The organism is Streptomyces sp. NPDC101165 (assembly GCF_044768135.1).
GTDB lineage: Bacteria > Actinomycetota > Actinomycetes > Streptomycetales > Streptomycetaceae > Streptomyces.
The window spans coordinates 284719-301760 of the sequence record NZ_JBIWPG010000012.1; the positions used below are offsets into that span (position 1 = coordinate 284719).

The 17042-nt window shown below is 69.4% G+C and carries 15 protein-coding genes, 3 pseudogenes and 1 riboswitch; of the genes and pseudogenes, 6 read left to right on the forward strand and 12 right to left on the reverse strand.

All coding sequences use genetic code 11. The features are described from left to right. The 4 genes and pseudogenes from ACIRVH_RS26925 to ACIRVH_RS26940 form a co-directional block, all read left to right on the forward strand. Positions 1-2311: Pls/PosA family non-ribosomal peptide synthetase (locus tag ACIRVH_RS26925; protein WP_403957842.1), on the forward strand; the 2311-nt coding region annotated here is incomplete at its 5' end. A 166-nt stretch (positions 2312-2477) separates the two neighbouring features. Then, positions 2478-2947 (forward strand): annotated as a pseudogene (locus tag ACIRVH_RS26930) (MFS transporter); the annotation flags it as partial. 173 nt (positions 2948-3120) lie between these two features. Beyond that, positions 3121-3315: pseudogene (locus ACIRVH_RS26935) on the forward strand (hypothetical protein); the annotation flags it as partial. A 118-nt stretch (positions 3316-3433) separates the two neighbouring features. After that, the gene (locus ACIRVH_RS26940; RefSeq protein WP_403958016.1) at positions 3434-4012 is read left to right on the forward strand and encodes a histidine phosphatase family protein; all 579 of its coding nucleotides are present in this window, start codon (positions 3434-3436) and stop codon (positions 4010-4012) included. A gap of 6 nt (positions 4013-4018) precedes the next feature. Here the strand turns inward: ACIRVH_RS26940 and ACIRVH_RS26945 are convergent, their stop codons facing one another. From ACIRVH_RS26945 to ACIRVH_RS26965, 5 genes are all read right to left on the reverse strand, one after another. After that, the gene (locus tag ACIRVH_RS26945) at positions 4019-4372 is read right to left on the reverse strand and encodes a hypothetical protein (RefSeq protein WP_403957844.1); all 354 of its coding nucleotides are present in this window, start codon (positions 4370-4372) and stop codon (positions 4019-4021) included. Positions 4373-4464: 92 nt separating this feature from the next. Beyond that, positions 4465-5217, reverse strand: a complete 753-nt coding sequence (locus ACIRVH_RS26950; RefSeq protein WP_403957847.1) for a CbtA family protein — start codon at positions 5215-5217, stop codon at positions 4465-4467. A gap of 21 nt (positions 5218-5238) precedes the next feature. After that, on the reverse strand, positions 5239-5460 hold the full coding sequence (locus ACIRVH_RS26955; RefSeq protein ID WP_086692985.1) for a CbtB-domain containing protein: 222 nt from the start codon (positions 5458-5460) through the stop codon (positions 5239-5241). A 36-nt stretch (positions 5461-5496) separates the two neighbouring features. After that, a riboswitch (cobalamin riboswitch) is annotated at positions 5497-5639 on the reverse strand. A 112-nt stretch (positions 5640-5751) separates the two neighbouring features. After that, on the reverse strand, positions 5752-7938 hold the full coding sequence (locus ACIRVH_RS26960; RefSeq protein ID WP_403957851.1) for an MMPL family transporter: 2187 nt from the start codon (positions 7936-7938) through the stop codon (positions 5752-5754). A 578-nt stretch (positions 7939-8516) separates the two neighbouring features. Beyond that, complete coding sequence (locus ACIRVH_RS26965) at positions 8517-9104, reverse strand: rhodanese-like domain-containing protein (protein WP_403957855.1); 588 nt, start codon at positions 9102-9104, stop codon at positions 8517-8519. Positions 9105-9185: 81 nt separating this feature from the next. On the opposite strand from ACIRVH_RS26965, the gene ACIRVH_RS26970 reads away from it, so the two are divergent. Then, positions 9186-9473: a metal-sensitive transcriptional regulator gene (locus ACIRVH_RS26970; protein ID WP_403957858.1), complete on the forward strand. Its 288-nt coding sequence runs from the start codon at positions 9186-9188 to the stop codon at positions 9471-9473. Positions 9474-9507: 34 nt separating this feature from the next. On the opposite strand, the gene ACIRVH_RS26975 is transcribed toward ACIRVH_RS26970, so the two are convergent. The 4 genes and pseudogenes from ACIRVH_RS26975 to ACIRVH_RS26990 form a co-directional block, all read right to left on the reverse strand. Then, complete coding sequence (locus ACIRVH_RS26975; RefSeq protein ID WP_403957861.1) at positions 9508-10254, reverse strand: sulfite exporter TauE/SafE family protein; 747 nt, start codon at positions 10252-10254, stop codon at positions 9508-9510. Beyond that, positions 10251-10640 carry a rhodanese-like domain-containing protein gene (locus ACIRVH_RS26980; RefSeq protein WP_403957864.1) on the reverse strand — a complete coding sequence of 130 codons (390 nt, stop codon included), beginning with the start codon at positions 10638-10640 and terminating at the stop codon, positions 10251-10253. Before ACIRVH_RS26980 ends, ACIRVH_RS26975 begins: the two co-directional genes overlap by 4 nt. Before the next feature lie 26 nt (positions 10641-10666). Then, positions 10667-12034: a rhodanese-like domain-containing protein gene (locus tag ACIRVH_RS26985; protein WP_403957867.1), complete on the reverse strand. Its 1368-nt coding sequence runs from the start codon at positions 12032-12034 to the stop codon at positions 10667-10669. 413 nt (positions 12035-12447) lie between these two features. After that, positions 12448-12687, reverse strand: a pseudogene (locus tag ACIRVH_RS26990) (substrate-binding domain-containing protein); the annotation flags it as partial. Positions 12688-12893: 206 nt separating this feature from the next. Here ACIRVH_RS26990 and ACIRVH_RS26995 point away from each other — a divergent pair. Next, complete coding sequence (locus tag ACIRVH_RS26995) at positions 12894-13643, forward strand: alpha/beta hydrolase family protein (protein ID WP_403957870.1); 750 nt, start codon at positions 12894-12896, stop codon at positions 13641-13643. 315 nt (positions 13644-13958) lie between these two features. On the opposite strand, the gene ACIRVH_RS27000 is transcribed toward ACIRVH_RS26995, so the two are convergent. The 3 genes from ACIRVH_RS27000 to ACIRVH_RS27010 all read right to left on the reverse strand — a co-directional run bounded on the left by ACIRVH_RS27000 (position 13959) and on the right by ACIRVH_RS27010 (position 16803). After that, on the reverse strand, positions 13959-14849 hold the full coding sequence (locus ACIRVH_RS27000; RefSeq protein WP_403957873.1) for a DUF6895 family protein: 891 nt from the start codon (positions 14847-14849) through the stop codon (positions 13959-13961). 232 nt (positions 14850-15081) lie between these two features. After that, the gene (locus ACIRVH_RS27005) at positions 15082-15462 is read right to left on the reverse strand and encodes a hypothetical protein (RefSeq protein WP_403957876.1); all 381 of its coding nucleotides are present in this window, start codon (positions 15460-15462) and stop codon (positions 15082-15084) included. Positions 15463-15636: 174 nt separating this feature from the next. Next, positions 15637-16803: an acyl-CoA dehydrogenase family protein gene (locus tag ACIRVH_RS27010; RefSeq protein ID WP_403957879.1), complete on the reverse strand. Its 1167-nt coding sequence runs from the start codon at positions 16801-16803 to the stop codon at positions 15637-15639. Positions 16804-17042: the final 239 nt, after the last annotated feature.

Sequence of the window (17042 nt, forward strand, 5' to 3'; positions counted from 1 at the left end):
CTACCGGCACCCGACGATCCGGAGCATGGCCACCGCGTTCACGGAGGCTCCAGCCGCTGGCCAGTCCCCGGCACCATCGCACGCCACATCACAGACCGCCTCGCCAGTCCCTGCGGCGAGCGACGCCCGATCCGGCGTATCGGCCGCGCCCCGGTGCGGCCCATGGCAGCACGCGCTGTGCGGGACGGCCCAGCTGTTGATCTTCCTCGTCTTCTCCTCCCTCGGCGCCACGATCGCCGTACTCGGCTACGAGTGGACCCTGGAAGGCTCGGGGACGGCCGACGTCTACCTGAGGGCGGTCCTGTTCAGTGCGGCGCTCTTCATGGGCGCTTGCGCATGGCCCATCGCGGCCAAGTGGATACTCATCGGCCGCTTCACCCCCCGCAGGATCCCCCTGTGGAGTCTCGCCTACCTGCGCTTCTGGTGCGTCAAGACCCTCATCCGCACCAGCCCGGTACGTCTGTTCACCGGTTCGCCGCTGTACGTGCTGTACCTCAGAGCGCTCGGCGCGCACATCGGAAAGGGCGTCACCATCCTGTCCCGTGCCGTCCCGGTCTGCACCGACCTCCTGACCATCGGCGACGGCACAGTCGTCCGCAAGGACGTGCTGCTGTCCGGCTACCGGGCGCACGACGGCTGCATCGAGACCGGTCCCGTCACCCTCGGCGCAGATGTGACCGTCGGCGTGCAGGCCGTCGTCGACATCGACACGTCGATGGGCAACCACAGTCAGCTGGGCCACGCCTCCTCCCTGCACTCCGGGCAGACCATCCCGGACGGAGAGTCGTGGCACGGCACGCCGGCCGAGCCGACGACGACCGACTTCCGCGCCGTCGAACCCGTCGCGTGCGGCCCCCGTCGCAGGGTCCTCTACAGCCTGTCGCAGCTGCTCGCCATGCTGCTGCTGTACCTGCCCCTGTCGCTGGCCGGAGTGAGCCTCCTCTTGACCGCGGTGCCGCAGTTCAACGCGGTGTTCGACCCGGGGCCGGCGGCCTTCACCAGCCCCGTGTTCTACGTCGAGGCACTGGTTGCGTCCCTGGTGGCCTTCTTCGGCGCCATCGTGGCGGGACTGCTGGTGGTGAGCACGCTCCCGCGGCTGCTCAGCCGGGCGATCGAACCGGGCAGGACCTACCCGCTGTACGGCTTCCACCACGGCATCCAGCGGGCGATCACACGGCTGACCAACATCAGGTTCTTCAACATGCTCTTCGGCGACAGCTCCGCGATCGTGCACTACCTGAGGTGCCTCGGATACGACTTGTGCCACGTCGAACAGACCGGGTCGAACTTCGGCACGGCCGTCAAGCACGACACCCCCTACCTCAGCACCGTGGGGAGCGGGACGATGGTCGCCGACGGCCTCTCGATCATCAACGCCGACTTCTCCAGCTCGTCCTTCCGCTCTTCCCCCACCGCGATCGGGCCGAACAACTTCCTCGGCAACCGCATCGCCTACCCCTCACACGGCCGGACCGGCGACAACTGCCTGCTCGCGACCAAGGTCATGGTTCCCGTCGACGGCCCGGTACGCGAAGGCATCGGACTGCTCGGCTCACCCAGCTTCGAGATCCCGCGCACGGTGCTGCGCGACACCCGGTTCGACCACCTCGCCCAGGGTGACGAACTGCGCCGCCGGCTCACCGCGAAGAACAGGCACAACGCGCTCACCGCGAGCCTGCACCTGCTGGCGCGCTGGTTCCACTTCTTCGTACTCGCCCTCATCACCATGGCTGCCGTCGATCTCTACGAGACCATCGGTGCGCCGGCCTATGTGCTGGCGAGCCTGCTCACCCTCGCGTTCACCGTCCTCTACTTCACGCTGATCGAAAGAACCGTCACGGGATTCCGGCCGCTGAGGTCGCTGTACTGCTCGATCTACGAGCCCGACTTCTGGAGCCACGAGCGCTACTGGAAGCTGACGTCCCACGACTACATACAGGTCTTCAACGGCACGCCGTTCAAGGCCATGGCTTGGCGGCTCCTGGGCGCCAGGATCGGTCGCCGGGTCTTCGACGACGGCTGCACGATGACCGAGCGGGCCCTCGTCAGCATCGGAGACGGCAGCACCCTCAACGCCGGCAGCGTCATCCAGTGCCACTCGCAGGAGGACGGCACCTTCAAGTCCGACCACGCCAAGATCGGCGCGGGCGTCACCCTCGGCGTGGGAGCCTTCGTCCACTACGGCACCACGCTCGGCGACCAGGCACAGCTCGCCCCCGACTCCTTCCTGATGAAGGGCGAGGAAGTCCCCCCTGCAGCACGGTGGGAGGGAAATCCCGCCCGGGAAGCAGATGCCGCCGGCGAACGGTAGGCCAACCGACCGATCTACAGCCGACCGTCACGGTGCCCGTATCGGCAATGACCGCAAGGACGCCGGGAGAGACCCGGAGTACAGCTCTCGAAGCACCATGAGGATCCCGTCACGGTCGTCGCCGGGGGTCAAAGGCAGAGTGCCGGGCAGGCGGCTGCTGCGGATCGTGACCAGCCTCAACACCCCTTCCAGCGGGGCCGCACTGCCCGCACTGTGCGTCACGCAGATCACCAACTGGGGCATCGTGTACTACGCGTTCCCCGTCCTGAACCCGCAGATCACCGCCGACACCGGATGGTCCACAGGAGCGACCACGGCCGCTCTCTCCACGGCACTGCTGGTCTCCCCCCTGGCGGGGATCCGCATCGGTCGCATGCTCGACCCCCGCGGGCCGCACACAATGATGACCGCCGGCTCGGCCCTTGGCGCGCTCAGCCTCCTGATCGTGGCCACAGTCCCAACACCGCCATCTTCACCCTCGGCTGGCTGCTCGCCTGACTCGCCAAGGCCTCCACCTTCTACCAGCCGGCCTTCGCCGCCCTGACCCGATGGTGAGCCCCGGACCACGTCCGCGCCCTGACCGTCGTGACACTCGCGGGCGGTTTCGCCTCCACCGTCTTCGCCCCAGCGACTGCAACATCCCATACTTGCGCCCACCTGGCCCATTGTGAGTTGCCCAGTCGCCGACGCGCCTGCGACACAGAAGATGAGCCACTGGGGCAGCGTCATCGTGTTCAGGATGGGCCCAACTGCCACGGTGGCCTTCTTGGCCTCACCTGCAGAGCACCGCTACAGCCCCACAATGGCATGTCTACGACATCCACTCCCCGCGCGTGCCCGGCGCGGGCGAGGCGGCCGACCTCCTGCGCCTCGGGCTCGCGGCCATCCCGGCCGAACGCCTGTGGGTCAACCCGGACTGCGGGCTCAAGACCCGCGGCTGGCCGGAGGTACGGGCCTCCCTGGAGAACCTGGTCACCGCGACGCGGACCGTGCGCACGGAGATCCAGTCACCGAGCCCGCCCCGGCCGGGGCGGGTCTGCACGGCTGCCCCGCAAGCCCGTACCGTCGTACGCACACAGTCCAGACACCCCGCCCCACGGCGGAAGCAGGAGGAGCAACCGCGTGACCAGCCGCGTCACTCTCATCTCACCCGCGACCACGCCCTCGCTGCGGCGGGCCCGCTTCGACGACGGCGACTCGATCGAGGACGGCGCGGCGGCACGGGCCAGGTCGGCGGCCGGGTCCCTGCCCGCACCAGGCCGCGTCCTCGCCTCTCCCAGCGTGCGCTGCCGGGAGACGGCCTCCGCGCTCGGCCTCGACGCCTCGGTGGAACCGGAGCTCTCGGGCCTCGACGTGGGCCGGTGGCGGGGGCGGACGCTGGACGACGTCGGTGCCGCCGAGCCGGAGATGGTGACCCGCTGGCTGGCCGATCCCGGGGCTGCACCGCACGGCGGCGAGTCGGTGCGGGAGCTGTGTGCACGGGTCGCGCGCTGGCTGGACACGAGTGGACTGGCGGACGGCAGGACGATCGCCGTGGTGGAGCCCGATGTCGTACGGGCCGTGGTGGTACACGCGTTGGGCGCGCCCGAGGCGGCGTTCTGGCGCCTCGACGTCCCGCCGCTCACGGCGACGGAGGTCACCGGCCGGTCCGGGCGCTGGAACGTGCGCCTCGGACACGGCCTCGCCCAGCCGGGGGACTGACGGCGGTCAGGGAGTGGCGTCCCGATGGCGACGCAGCAGTGCCGCGATGGCGCACCGCAGGCAGTCGGTGTCCGTGTCGCCGGTCGTGCCGTGGTCGCCGTGGCAGTCGACCGTCGTCCGTCGGCCCGCGCCCTCATCCGGTGTGCGGCAGGCAGCCGTTGGGCCATCGACCAGGGCTGCCAGCTCGTCGAGAAATCTCTCGGTCCGTTTGACCTGCTGGGCGAGCACCCGTACCCGCGCGCTCTGGCCGCCGATCTGGCGTCGGCTGGCGATGAGTTGGGCGTACTCCTCCATGGTCAGGGCGACCGCCTCGCGTCCGCCGAGAGTGATGTGGCACGGTTCGGGACGTTGTCTGGCCACTCGGCTCCTCCGCTCGTCGCCTCCGCAGGTGTCCCGGAAACGGGAGAGGGCCCCCGGACGGTTCCGAAGGGCCCTCTCGTGTCCTGAACAGATCAGTGCGTGGCGGGAACTCTCCGCCCGGACGCGGCCGTCGCGGGCTTCGGGTTCAGCTGCCGCTCGGCCAACTCGCCGAAGAGCAGGCCGAATCCACCCCACAGTACGGCCTGGATGGCCAGTGCGGAGAGGCGGAACCGCCACAGCAGGGTGGCTGGGAAGTCCTTCGGCACCTCGTTGACGGCCGGCAGGAAGGCGTAGGCCAGGCCGATCACGACGGCGAAGGCGGCGACCGCAACGACGGTCGCGTACCAGGTGCCCAGGGAAGGCGCCAGGCGCTTGCCCAGGATGGTGGCGGCGACCACCAGGAGCACGCTGAGCAGCATCATCAGGAAGTACAGGGTCGTCCGCTTGCCGATGGTGTCGGGATCACCGACCGACGGCGGGTTGGCCGGGTACTTCAGGAACGGGACGACGTACACGGCGAGCAGTGCACAGCTGGACAGCAGCAGCGCGGTCGCCCGCGGGCTGAAGCGGCCGACACGGCCGAGCGCGACGCAGAAGGCGAGCGCGGCGATGCCGCCGAAGGCGACCCCGTAGATGAGGACGCCGGTGGCCAGGCCCGCGGTGGACTGCAGGGAGCGGGAGACGACCTCCATCCCGTGCTCGTGGGAGTGGGCGTCCTCGAAGCTGATCGCGCTGTCGACGTTCGGCTCACCCAGGAAGTAGGCGGCTACGAGGGCGAGCACGCCGGCGGCCAGGCCGGCGAGCATGCCCCGCACGAGAAGGTTTCTCACGGTTGCGGAGTTCATGGTCGAGCGGCGTCCCTCGCGTCAGTGGCAGGGGAAGCCGAGAAGGTGGCGTGCGTCGTGCACCCACTCGTGGACGTCCGTGCCGTTGAACACGGAGGTGGCGCCCTGCTCGGCGCCGACGAAGTACAGCAGGACGAGCATGAGGATGCCGAAGAAGACCGCCCACGGTGCGATCGCCTTCAGCGGCAGCGTGGCGGGAACGGCGGGGGTGGTGGCTGTCGGCTGGGCGACGGTCTGCGCCATGGCAGGACCTCCTCTGGGAGTTCGCGTCCCATCTCGGTGGTGCACATGACGACGGCCACGGGTCTGACTCACGGGCCACCCAGGGGTGTTCCGCATACAGTGGCGCGACCGTTCCGGATTCCCACCGGCTTCCGACTCGCCGTCGTCGATATCGGACAGACCGTACCGCGTGGCGCGTGCATGGCCAAGACCGCGTGGTCCGTCGTGATCTTCCTCTCGCGTCGGCGCTGCGCCGACGGGCTGGGTCTGCCGGGCTGTGCGGCCCGGCAGACCTGCTCCGTCCTCGTGTCGCTAGCCGCGCCGACCCGACGGATCGGATGCGACCGTGTCCCGGTTCTGGCCGGGAACCGAGCCGGCGTCAGGAGATCCGGCACCGGTTGCCACTTGCCGCGCCTGGTCCCCGTGGCCCGGCCACCAGGCGGCGTGGCCGATCAGCGCGGTGAGGCTCGGCGTGAAGAACATCGCCATCACGAAGGCGGCGACCGCGATGCCGAAGGAGACCGCGAAACCCATCTCCGTGAGCAGCGCGTTGCCCGCCAGCATCATCGTGGCGAAGGTCGCCGCGAGGATGAAGCCGGCCGCCGCGACGGTCGGTCCGGCGTGCCGGAGCGCCATGCCGGCCGCCTCGCGGGGCTCGCGGCCCTCGCGGGCCTCCTCGCGGAGCCGGGCGATCATGAGGATGTTGTAGTCGGTGCCGATGGCCACCACGAACAGATACATGATCACCGGGAGCATGAACATCAGACCCGAGTGTCCCTGTCCCTCCTGGAAGATCCAGACCGTGGCGCCGAGCGTGGCACCGAAGCCGAGCCCCACCGAGGCCATCAGGTACCAGGGGGCGACCACACTGCGCAGCAGCAGCCCCAGGATGACCATGATGAGGAGGGCGGCCACGGGGAAGACCGTCCGGTAGTCGTGGTTGACCGCCGTGGCGATGTCCTTGAAGATCGAGGACATACCGCCGACGAGGGCTTCGGTGCCCTCGGGTGCGTCGGAGTGCGCGACGTCGCGCACCTCGCCCACGGCGTCGATCGCCTTGTCCGTCGACGCCTCGTACTTGAGCGTGACGGTGAAGTCGGCGGTGGTGCCGCCCTTGTTCAGCTGGGCCAGACGGGCGTTCGCGACGCCGTCCACGGCACCGAGCTTCTGCGCGTACGCGTCCAGGCCGGACTTGTCCAGCGGCTTGCCGTCGGTGCTGGACAGGAAGACGTCGGTGGGTGCGGCCGCGCCCGCCGAGTACGCCTTCTGCATCTCGTCCTGGACGACCATGGACTCCTTGGTCTTGGGCATGGAGCCCGCCGCCAGGTCGAACGTGGCGTTGAAGCCGAGGGTGCCGAGCGACAGTGCGACCAGGACGAGGCCGGACAGCGCGGCGGTCAGCGCCGGGCGGCGCTGCACGCCCCGGCCGAGGGCGGCGAACCGGGCGTTCTCCGGCTCCCGTTGCCAGGACTTGGAGGGCCAGAAGACCTTCGGTCCGATGAGCGAGACCACGGCCGGGATCAGGGTCAGGCCCGCGACCAGCGTGGCGGCGACCGCGATGGCGAGGGCGGGGCCCATCTGCTTGAGGAAGCCGAGCGTGGACAGCGCCAGCGCGAGGAAGGCGATGATGACCGCTCCGGCGGCCGAGGCGATGGCCTCGCCGACCCGGTCGACCGCGTTGATCATGGCCTGCTTCGGCTCGTCGCCGGCGCGCAGGCGCTCGCGGTAGCGGAACATCAGGAAGAGGAAGTAGTCCGTGCCCACACCGAAGAGCACGACGATCAGGATCGACGAGATCGAGCTGTTGGCCTGCAGGTCGAACAGCTTGGTGGCGTAGGCGATCAGGCCGTTGGCGACGGCGGACACCACGCCGATCAGGACCAGGGGGAGGATCGCCAGGATCGGCGCCCGGAAGATGATCAGCAGGGTGATCAGGATGATCGCGAAGGTGCCGATTCCGATCAGCGCCTGCCCGCGTTTGGACGAGTCCTGCTGGTCGAGGGCCTGCGCGGCGGAGCCTCCGAGCTTGACGTCGAGGTTCGTGCCCGTGGTCAGTTTCTTGACGTCATCGCGCAACGCCTTGGCCGCGTCGATCTGTTTGGGCTGGCCGGCGTTCCTGCTGTCCATCTGCACCAGGGTCAGGTCATACCTGCCGTCCTTGGACGGCTGGCCGGGGACGACCTTCTGCACCTGGTCGATGTGCTTGCTGCCCAGTTGTGAAGTGATCCGGGCGATGTCCTGTTTGTCGGCGGCGGTGAGCTTGCCGCCGTCGGTGCGTTGGTACAGCGCGATCGCGGACGGGGTGAAGGCGCTGGGGAACGCCTTCGCCTGTAGCTCCGCCGCTTTGATCGACTCGTAACTCTTTGGCAGGAAACTGCTCTCGTCGCTGTTCGAGGGCAGGCTCGGCGCGGTGGCGACGATCGCCACCGCCGCGATGAGCCATGCCACGATCGTCCAGACGGGATGACGGACGACGGCATTCCCAATGCGTCGGAACATGCGGAAGGTCCTCCTGGACAGGAAGATCACCGCAGCCCGGGGAGCGGACCCTGGCATCGGCGACCCTGACCGGCCGTCACTCTCGGGCCGGTCGAATGGTTGTCTTGTGATGCGATCGTAGTGACCGCACGCCGAGATCATTCCATCGCGCGACGCCTGGCCGGGAAAAACCCTTCTCTTTTCAGTCACGGCAGTTCATGCGGGGCTTGACGCGTGAACTCCCGTCTGAATGACGGGTGTTGGCGTGCGCCGCGCAGGACGGCGGCCGACACATGGACGCCCTATGGTCGCGCCTACCGCACGCCACTGTCCGGATCCGGCTCCGGCGTACGGACTTCCCCGGCGCTCACCTGCCGTGCCCCGTCGGCGCCCGTGAGGCATGCGCGCGAACACCGTGCACCCGGGGTTCGTCGAGACCGAGATGACCACCTCCGCGCCGCCGGTGGCCTCACCCCGCACGGCGGCGGCAAGTCCGTCTCGGACACGCTGCGTTCGTGAGCCGTTTCTCTGTGGAGTGAGGGCCTTGCGAATCTCCGGGGCGGCCGCGCAGCGTGCGTGGGCGCCCCGGAGCGTGTGGCTCAACGGCTGCGCAGGGCGGTGAGCGTGGCGTCGAGGTCGGCCGCGCGGGGACGGTTGTGCGGCAGCTTGCCGAGCAGGGCGGCCATGCCGCAGGTGTTGGTGAGCGCGGAGAAGACGAGACCGCCCGCAACGCCCGCCGACAGGATCTGGAAGGCCGGGTGCACGAGCAGCCCAAGGCCTATGCCGGCGAGCACCAGTGCGCCCGCCGTGAACCGGACCTGCCGCTCCATGCTCCAGCCGGCCCGGGTGTCACAGGCTGCGGGTTGCTGCAGGTCGTGGCCCGCGGCGGCCCAGCCGCTGGTGCCGCCGGCCAGGGTGGCGGTGGGTATGCCCTGCTCCGCGAGCAGCTTGCAGGCGTTCTCGGAGCGGGCTCCGGAGGCGCACACGACCAGGACGTCGCCGCGGTCGGCGGCGTGCCGGATCTCGGGCAGGGCGCGCCGGATCTGGTCCAGGGGGATGTTGAGGGCGCCGGGCAGGTGGCCCGAGGCGTACTCACCGGGGGTGCGTACGTCGATGACGGTCAGCTCGTCCAGCCGGGTGCGGGCCTGGTCGGTGCGGAGGGCGATGGGGGCGAGGGGGGCGTTCATGGCAGATGTGATCCTTGGTGTTCGACGCCGTCCCGTACCGGGACGTACAGTACCCCTAGGGGTATTTTTGGAGGAGTGATCGTGGAACTGGAACTCGCTGGTACGGAGCTGAAGTCCGTCCTGAACCGGCTGCGTCGCGCGCAGGGCCAGATCTCCGGCGTGATCCGGATGATCGAGGAGGGGCGCGACTGCGAGGACGTGATCACGCAGCTCGCCGCCGCGTCGCGGGCGCTCGACCGCGCGGGTTTCGCGATCATCGCCACCGGCCTGCAGCAGTGCATCACCGACATGGAGTCCGGCCGCAAGAACGGCGAGGACCCGGAGCAGATGCGGACCCGTCTGGAGAAGCTCTTCCTGTCGCTGGCGTGAGGGGGGCCGGCGCGGGGCTGTGAGCGCGGGCGCATCACAGCACCGCGTCGATCATCATGAACGCGGCCACGGCCAGCAGCACCAGGGCGAAGGTCCGCTGGAGCACGCGCCCGGACACCTTCGCCCCGAGCCGCTTCCCGTCCCATGCGCCGAGCACCGCGGCCCCGGCGAAGGGCCCAATGACGGCCCAGTTCAGACCGTCGGCCGTACCGGCGCGCATCGCCAGCGCGGCCAGGGAGTTGGCGGTGATCACCAGCAGGCTGGTACCGACCGCTTCACGCATCCGCATGCCGAGCACGCTCACCAGTGCGGGCACGGCGAGGAAGCCGCCGCCGACCCCGAGGACGCCGGTGACCGCGCCGAGCCCGGCACCCGCGGCCGCCGCCCGGTCCGGTCGCACCGGCACCGCTGTCTCCGGCACGGCATGGGGCCGGAACATCCGCACCGCGGCCGTTCCCGCCACCACGGCGAAGGCGGCCGTCAGAGCGCCGGCGGGCAGCCGTCCGGCGAGCGCACCGCCCAGCATGGCGGGGATCAGCCCGGCCGCCGCGAACAACAGCCCGGTCCGCCATCGCACATGACCGTCCCGGGCGTGCGCGGACAGCGCAGTGGCCGAGGTCACCGTGACGATGACGAGGCTGGCGGTGGTGGCCGCGACCGGGGTGAAGCCGAGCAGGTAGATCAGGGCGGGGACGGTCAGGACACTGCCGCCGCCCCCGAGCGCGCCGAGCGCCACGCCGATGACGGCACCGGCGGCCAGGGCGAGTACGACAGCGCTCACGCGACGGTCCCGTTCCCGCCCCGCGAGTCCACCACGGGAAGTCCCACTGCGGCCCAGTCCCGCATGCCGCCGATCACGTCCACGGCCTCGGCACCGCGCGCAGCGAGCAGATCGGCCGCCTGCCGGGAGCGGTTCCCCGAGCGGCAGATCACCACGAACGGACCCGCCTGCGCGCCCGCGGGCAGCCCGGCCCCGGCGGCCAGCGCGGAGAGCGGCAGGTGCACGGCCCGTGGCGCGTGCCCCGCCTGCCATTCATTCGGTTCGCGGACGTCCAGCAGTACGGCGTCAGCGCCACCGTCTCGGGCACTGCCGTGGCCGGTGCGGGCGGCAGCCTCCTGGACGGTCACCCGGCCCGGAACGCTCCGGTCTCGTCGGAAGATGCTCATCTTGGCTTGTCGCTCCTGTCGTGCGGTCAGGCGGTACGGACCGTGAGCCCTGCGCCCCCGGCCGCGTCGAAGCCGTCGTCCACGGCGACGACGTCGCGGCCGGCCGCGTCCAGCAGGGAGGCGGCGATGGCGGCGCGCATACCGCCCGCGCAGTGCACCCACACCGTGCCGTCGGGGATCTCGTCGACGCGGCGGTGCAGGGTGTGGACCGGTATGTGGACCGAGCCCTCGATGAAGCCGCCCGCCCGCTCCGCGGTGCGCCGGACGTCGAGGACGACGACGCCGTCCGCCGGGTACTGACCGGCGAGGTCCGCGAAGGTGGCCCGGGGGAAGGAGGCGAGGGTCTCGTTCTCGCGGATCCAGCCGTCCGGTTCCCCGGTGGCCGCGGCGGCCGGCCGGTCGATGCCCACGCGGACCAGTTCTCGCTGCGCCTCGGCGAGCTGCTCGGCGGACTCGGCGAGCAGCGTGACGGGCTTGCCCCACGGGATCAGCCAGGCGAGATAGGTGGCGAGCTGTCCCTCTGCCTCGAAGTTGACCGAGCCCGACACGTGCCCGGCGGCGAACGCGACCCGGTTGCGCAGGTCCACCACCCACTCCCCCGCGGCCAGCCGGGCGGCGATCTCGTCCGCGTCGGCCACGGCGGGCGGGGTCAGGTCGACCGGCGCGGGCCCCGCGGCGTTGGCCGGACCCATGTGCGCGTAGTACGCGGGAATGTCGCCGAGACCGGCCAGCAGGTCGGCGACGAAGGTGTCCACGTCCCGGGTGAGGGCCTCGTTGGACGCCTTCTCCTTGCCGATCGTGCTGTACTCCCCCTCCGCCTGCGACGACGCGCAGAAGCTGCCGAAGCCGTGCGTGGGCAGCACCTCGGTCTCGTCGGGCAGCTCGGTGGCCAGGCGGTGCGCGGAGGCGTACTGCGCACGGGCGAGGCGCTCGGTGAGCCGCGGCTCCACGAGGTCGGGGCGGCCGACGGTGCCGATCAGCAGGGAACCACCGGTGAACACCGAGACCGCCGTTCCGCCCTCCTCCAGCACGTACGAAGTGTGGTGCGGAGTGTGGCCGGGCGTCGCCACGGCACGCAGGGTCAGCCCGGCGGCGGCGTCGATCACCGTACGGTCACCGTCCTCGACCGGCACCCGCTCGAAGGAGACGGCGGCCCCGGCGGGAACCAGATAGGCGGCGCCCGTGATCCGGGCCAGCTCCAGGCCGCCGGTGACGTAGTCGTTGTGGACGTGCGACTCGACGACGTGCGAGATCCGCACCCCACGCAGGGCCGCCGCCGCGATCACCTGGTCGATGTCGCGCGGCGGGTCGACCGCCACCGCCGTCCGCTCGCCACCCGCCAGATAGCTGCGGTTGCCGAGCCCCGGCAGCTCGATCGTGTCGACGAAGAACACGAGGTACTCCCTTCCATCGGACGTCCCTCGAAGAATTACCCCCGGGGGTATGTATTCGACAGTACACGATTACCCCCGGGGGTATCTTGGAGGGAAGGCGGACGAGGGGACCGGGGGTGAGTGGCGAGCGACGGACGTACGACCCTGCGTAACCCCACCCGCATCAGAGATCGCCGAGCGCATCTCTGACCTCAGGGGAAGCACAGCGACCTGGAGCATGCCGGTGCTCTACCTCACGGGCATTGCGTACGGATCGGCACCGCGACTCGGGATCAGACAGCGTCCAGGAAGACCCTCAGGGCTAGGAGCGTGAGGGGTGCAAAAAGAGCTGGCGAGGGCCGTTCAGGCCGGGTTCCGTGGGGGTCGCGGTCGACCCAGCAGCATGCAGCGTGCGCGGGCCCGGCTTCGCCGGTTCAGCCCTGTGTCGCCCGCATCGGCCCGCTCGTCCCGCGCACCACCAGCTTGGGGTCCAGCACCGCCTCGCGCGGCGCCCGCTCCGGGTCCTCCAAGCGCTCCACGGCGAAACGCACCGCATGTTCCGCCATGAGCATGGCGTCCTGGCGGCCCGTCGTCAGGCCGATCGGCATCAGGTGGGAGAGATGACTGTCGTCGTAGCCGATGACCGACAGGTCGCGCGGGACCTCTAAGCCGGCTGACGAGCAGTGGGTGGTGCTGGAGCCATTGCTGCCGGTAGTGGTGCGGGGTGGGCCGCCGGTGAATAGGCGGAGGTTGATCGACGGAATCCGGTTGCGGGTGCGGCGAATGGCTGTGACCTGATCCTCATCGTTCTGGCCGAACGAGTCCAGAGGCGGAGGAGGAACCGCCGTACCCGTAGGCAGAGTCTCCCTACGATGTCGCCATGACGATCTCTGGGCGGCAGCCGCTGATACGTGTCTTGTATGACGAGTCCCGCAGTGACCTGCGGGATCCGGCCCGTCCGCGTCCCGTCCGTCTCTACTTGTGGGAGCCGAATCATCCGCTGGCTCTTCCCGTTCCGCTGGTTGTCGTCTCGCACGGCACCGGAGGCTCGGGCAGCAGTATGGAGTGGCTGGTTGGACCGCTGCGCGAGGCAGGTTTCCGAGTCGCGGCCCTGGACCACCACGGCAACAACTTCGTCGACGGCTACGAGCCGGAAGGCTTCCTGCACGTGTGGGAACGGCCCCGAGACGTCTCCTTCGCCCTCGATGCGCTCGCTCGTGAGCAGCCCCCTGGCCCGGTCGGCGTGGCGGGTTTCTCCCTGGGCGGTTACACGGCGGCGGCACTTGCCGGTGCTCGTGTCGATCCGCAGATCCTGCGGGCGGTGATGATGGGGGAGGTCCCCTTGCCGGAGATTCCCGAGTTCCCCAGCGCACTGGAGGCACTGGAGGCACTGGAGGCACTGGAGGCACTGCGCAAGAAGTACTCGCTGAATGAGTCATCGCGGCGTGCGCTGGACGCAGCTGGAGCGGACCTCTCGGATCCCCGAGTGCGGGCGGTCTTTCAAGTTGCCCCCGGAGTCGGCACTCTCGTGACACGGGAGAGCCTGGCAACCGTGCAGGTGCCCGTGGGCTCCGCTGGGGCGGAGCGGACACGGTCAACCCGTACGAAGTCGACACGCAGCCGTACCTGAAACACATCCCTACAGCGAGTGGCTGCTCGGCCGGCCCCGACGTTCGCCACGAAGACTTCTTCACGCCGGAACCCGCCAACTCTGCTGTCCGCGTCCGGGTAGGCAGGGAGGCAGCCGCCTTCTTCCATCAGCACCTTGTCTGACCCCTCGACCCGCTCGGGGGTGCATAGAAGCGGACCATACAAAGGCTGCATTGGCGTCGCGGGGATTCGCGAGTTTTGAGCCGCACCCTGGCGGAAGAGCGCGCATCAGGCCGGCGCGCCCAGCCTCACGACGGGCTCCTCGGCGCGTGGGCGACCGACACGGGGCCTGCATTCACCGGGAGTAGGGCGTTCGCCGGTCGTATTCGGCCAGCGCCGCCAAGGCGACCAGGGTCGGATGGTAGCGATTGGCGAAAGCACCGCTCGTGTCGTCCGCATGCCGGGGGTGCGGCGGCATACCGCTGCCGCGTTCCGCGACGGCGGCGAGGGCGTCCGCTGCGTCATGAACGTAACGGCTCGTCGGGGAGCCGGTGATGAGCAGGCTCAGCACGCACTCCGCCACCAGGTCGAGATCATGGCGGCGCAGGAAGACTGCCCCGCCCTCTTCCAGAAAGGCGCGAGCCCATCTGGCCGTGCCAGGGCTCCAACGCGCCGCCCGCCGTCCCAGCATGGTCGCGTAGAAGGCGAGATGAGTCAGGTCGTACATGTCCTGAACGGACTCGCCCGCAGGCCCGGCCGCGCCCGCCAGCTCGGCCAGCCGCGTGCGCGTCGTCTCACTGCAGTCCCGCATGCCTGCCACGTCGCAGGTGAAGGCCAGGTCCATCTCCACGCGTCCCGTAGGGCCTGCTTTCTCGGAGAGCAGAGCCCTCACCAGCGCGTGGTTGTCGAACCTGCGCCGTGTGATCGTTTCGAGTGCCGGGAACGGCAGCAGCAGAGCACGCGCGTGGGCCGATCGCGTGGCGGCGAGCGAGCGGAGAATGTGTTTCTCCTTGCGGTGCAGATCGGCCCACAGGACGTCGGCGACGCCGCGGGCCCAGCGCGTGTACGCGTCGCCTGACGCTCCCGAGGAAAGCGGGCGAGTCAGACCGAGAAGGACGATCGCGAATTCTGCGACTCTGATGAGCCCGTCGAGCCGGTGCGTGTCGGCGCAGAAGTCCGGCACATGCTGCTCCAGCCACTGACAAAGACGGCGTGCCGCACGCATGCTGCCATCCATCGCAGCCATCTGCCCTCACAATGCACGCACCGGTACCCCCGCGGACGCGGTGTCAGTTCCCGCGGGGGTCGTGCCGGCGTCCTGCGCCGCGCAGCCATCGCGGGAACGGGAACATCTTGTTGAGCAGATCTCTGCGATGGTGGCAGCCGCAGCCCGGGCCGGGTTCGATCCCCAGAGCCCTCGCGGCAAGGGCGAACACGTCTCCCAGCCCGGTCATCGTGCGGAGTCGTCCTGTGCGCGGTCAGCCCACCTGGTGCAGCTCGACATCGCACGAGCTCGACTTCGGCGGTGCGACGTGCAGGTTGTTCTTCGTGATGGTCAGGATCACCGGACCACCACTCTCCGCGTCCTCGCTGGTGAGGAAGCAGTAGAAGTCGTCCTTGCAGGTCCAGTTCTGACCGTCGGCCCGGAAGACCACGTTCCAGTAGTCCTTTCCAGTGCGCAGGAAACCAGTCCAGAAACCGGCCTGCATACCGGTCGCCTCTTTGCCGTTCTCCAGGGTCTCCCAGGTGTCGTTGTCGTAATGGTCCCTGTCGTAACGGTGGTTGGCCGTCAGGTTCGAGATGGTCCCACCCCACTGGTTCCGCACAACCACGGGAAGCCAGCTAGTCGGATTCGACATGATCACTCCTCTCTGCGCTGGGCAGCGATTTCTTCCGGAATATTCCGGCAGAATATGCCTCCCCATCAAACCCCGAAGAACCCCGAAGAGAACGTCGTTTCACCCTTTTGGATCATCTGTCCAGACACCGCTCGTCGGGGCAGCACGGGCAGGCGTCGCCGCAGCCCACGAGGTTCAGGTGTCGAGTCCTCCCCGCTTCACCAGCTGGGCCGCGATGACGTTGCGCTGGATCTCGTTCGTGCCCTCGCCCACGATCATCAGCGGGGCGTCGCGGAAGTAGCGCTCCACGTCGAATTCGGTCGAGTAGCCGTAACCACCATGAATACGAAAGGCGTTGAGGGCGATCTGCATGGCGGTCTCGGACGCGAAGAGCTTCGCCATGCCCGCTTCCATGTCCACCCGTCGGCCCGCCTCGGCCTCGCGGGCCGCGTACAGGGTGAGCTGGCGTGCCGCGGTCAGTGAAGTGGCCATGTCGGCGAGGAGGTTGCCGATGGACTGGTGCTGCCAGATCGGCTTGCCGAACGACTCACGCTCCTGGGCGTAGGCGAGCGAGTCCTCCAGCGCCGCCCGGCCGACCCCGAGGGCGCGAGCGGCGACCTGGAGCCGGCCAGTCTCCAGTCCCTTCATCATCTGGGCGAACCCCTTGCCCTCGACCCCGCCGAGCAGGCCGTCGGCCGCCACCCGGTGGTCCTCGAAGGAGAGCTCGCAGCTCTCCACGCCCTTGTAGCCGAGCTTGGGCAGGTCGCGGGAGACGGTGAGCCCGGGGCCGTGCTCGGCAAGGAGGACGGAGAGGCCCCGGTGCGCGGGGCTCGCCTCCGGGTCCGTCTTGCACAGCAGGGCCATCAGCTGGGAGCGGCGGGAGTTGGTGATCCATGTCTTCGCTCCGTTGACCAGGTATCCGTCGGTGTCCTTGCGGGCGACGGTGCGGATGGCCTGGAGGTCGGAGCCGCCGCCGGGCTCCGTCAGGGCCATCGTCGCCCGGACCGCCCCGGTGGCCATCCTCGGCAGGTAGCGGCGCTTCTGCTCCTCGGTGCCGAAGTGCAGCAGCAGCTTGGCGACCACCGTGTGCCCGCCCATCGCGCCGGCCAGGCTCATCCAGCCGCGCGCCAGCTCCTCGGTGACCAGGACGTAGCAGGGCATGGAGACGGGTGTGCCGCCGTACTCCTGCGGTACGGCGAGGCCGAAGATGCCGAGTTCCTTCATCCGGTCGATGAGGGCTTCCGGGTAGGTGTCGGTGTGCTCCAGTTCCCGGACGACCGGCCTGACGTCCTTGTCGACGAAGTCGTGCACGGTCCTGACGACGAGCCGTTCGTCCTCGGAGAGGATGTCGAGGGTGCTCATGGTGTGACGACGCTCCTTGGTGTCGGTGCTCGACGCTGCTCGTACTCGACTCTGTCCGTACCCGACTTTGTCCGTACCCGACTTTGTCCGTGCCCGACTTCAGATGACGCGGTTGGCGTGCAGCTCCGGCGTCGGGGCTTCCGGCAGGACGGTTTCCGGCCCGGACCAGGCAGTACCATCATGAAGATTCATGACAGGCCGAGTGAAATAGCAATGTGTGATCGAGCCATGCGTGCCGC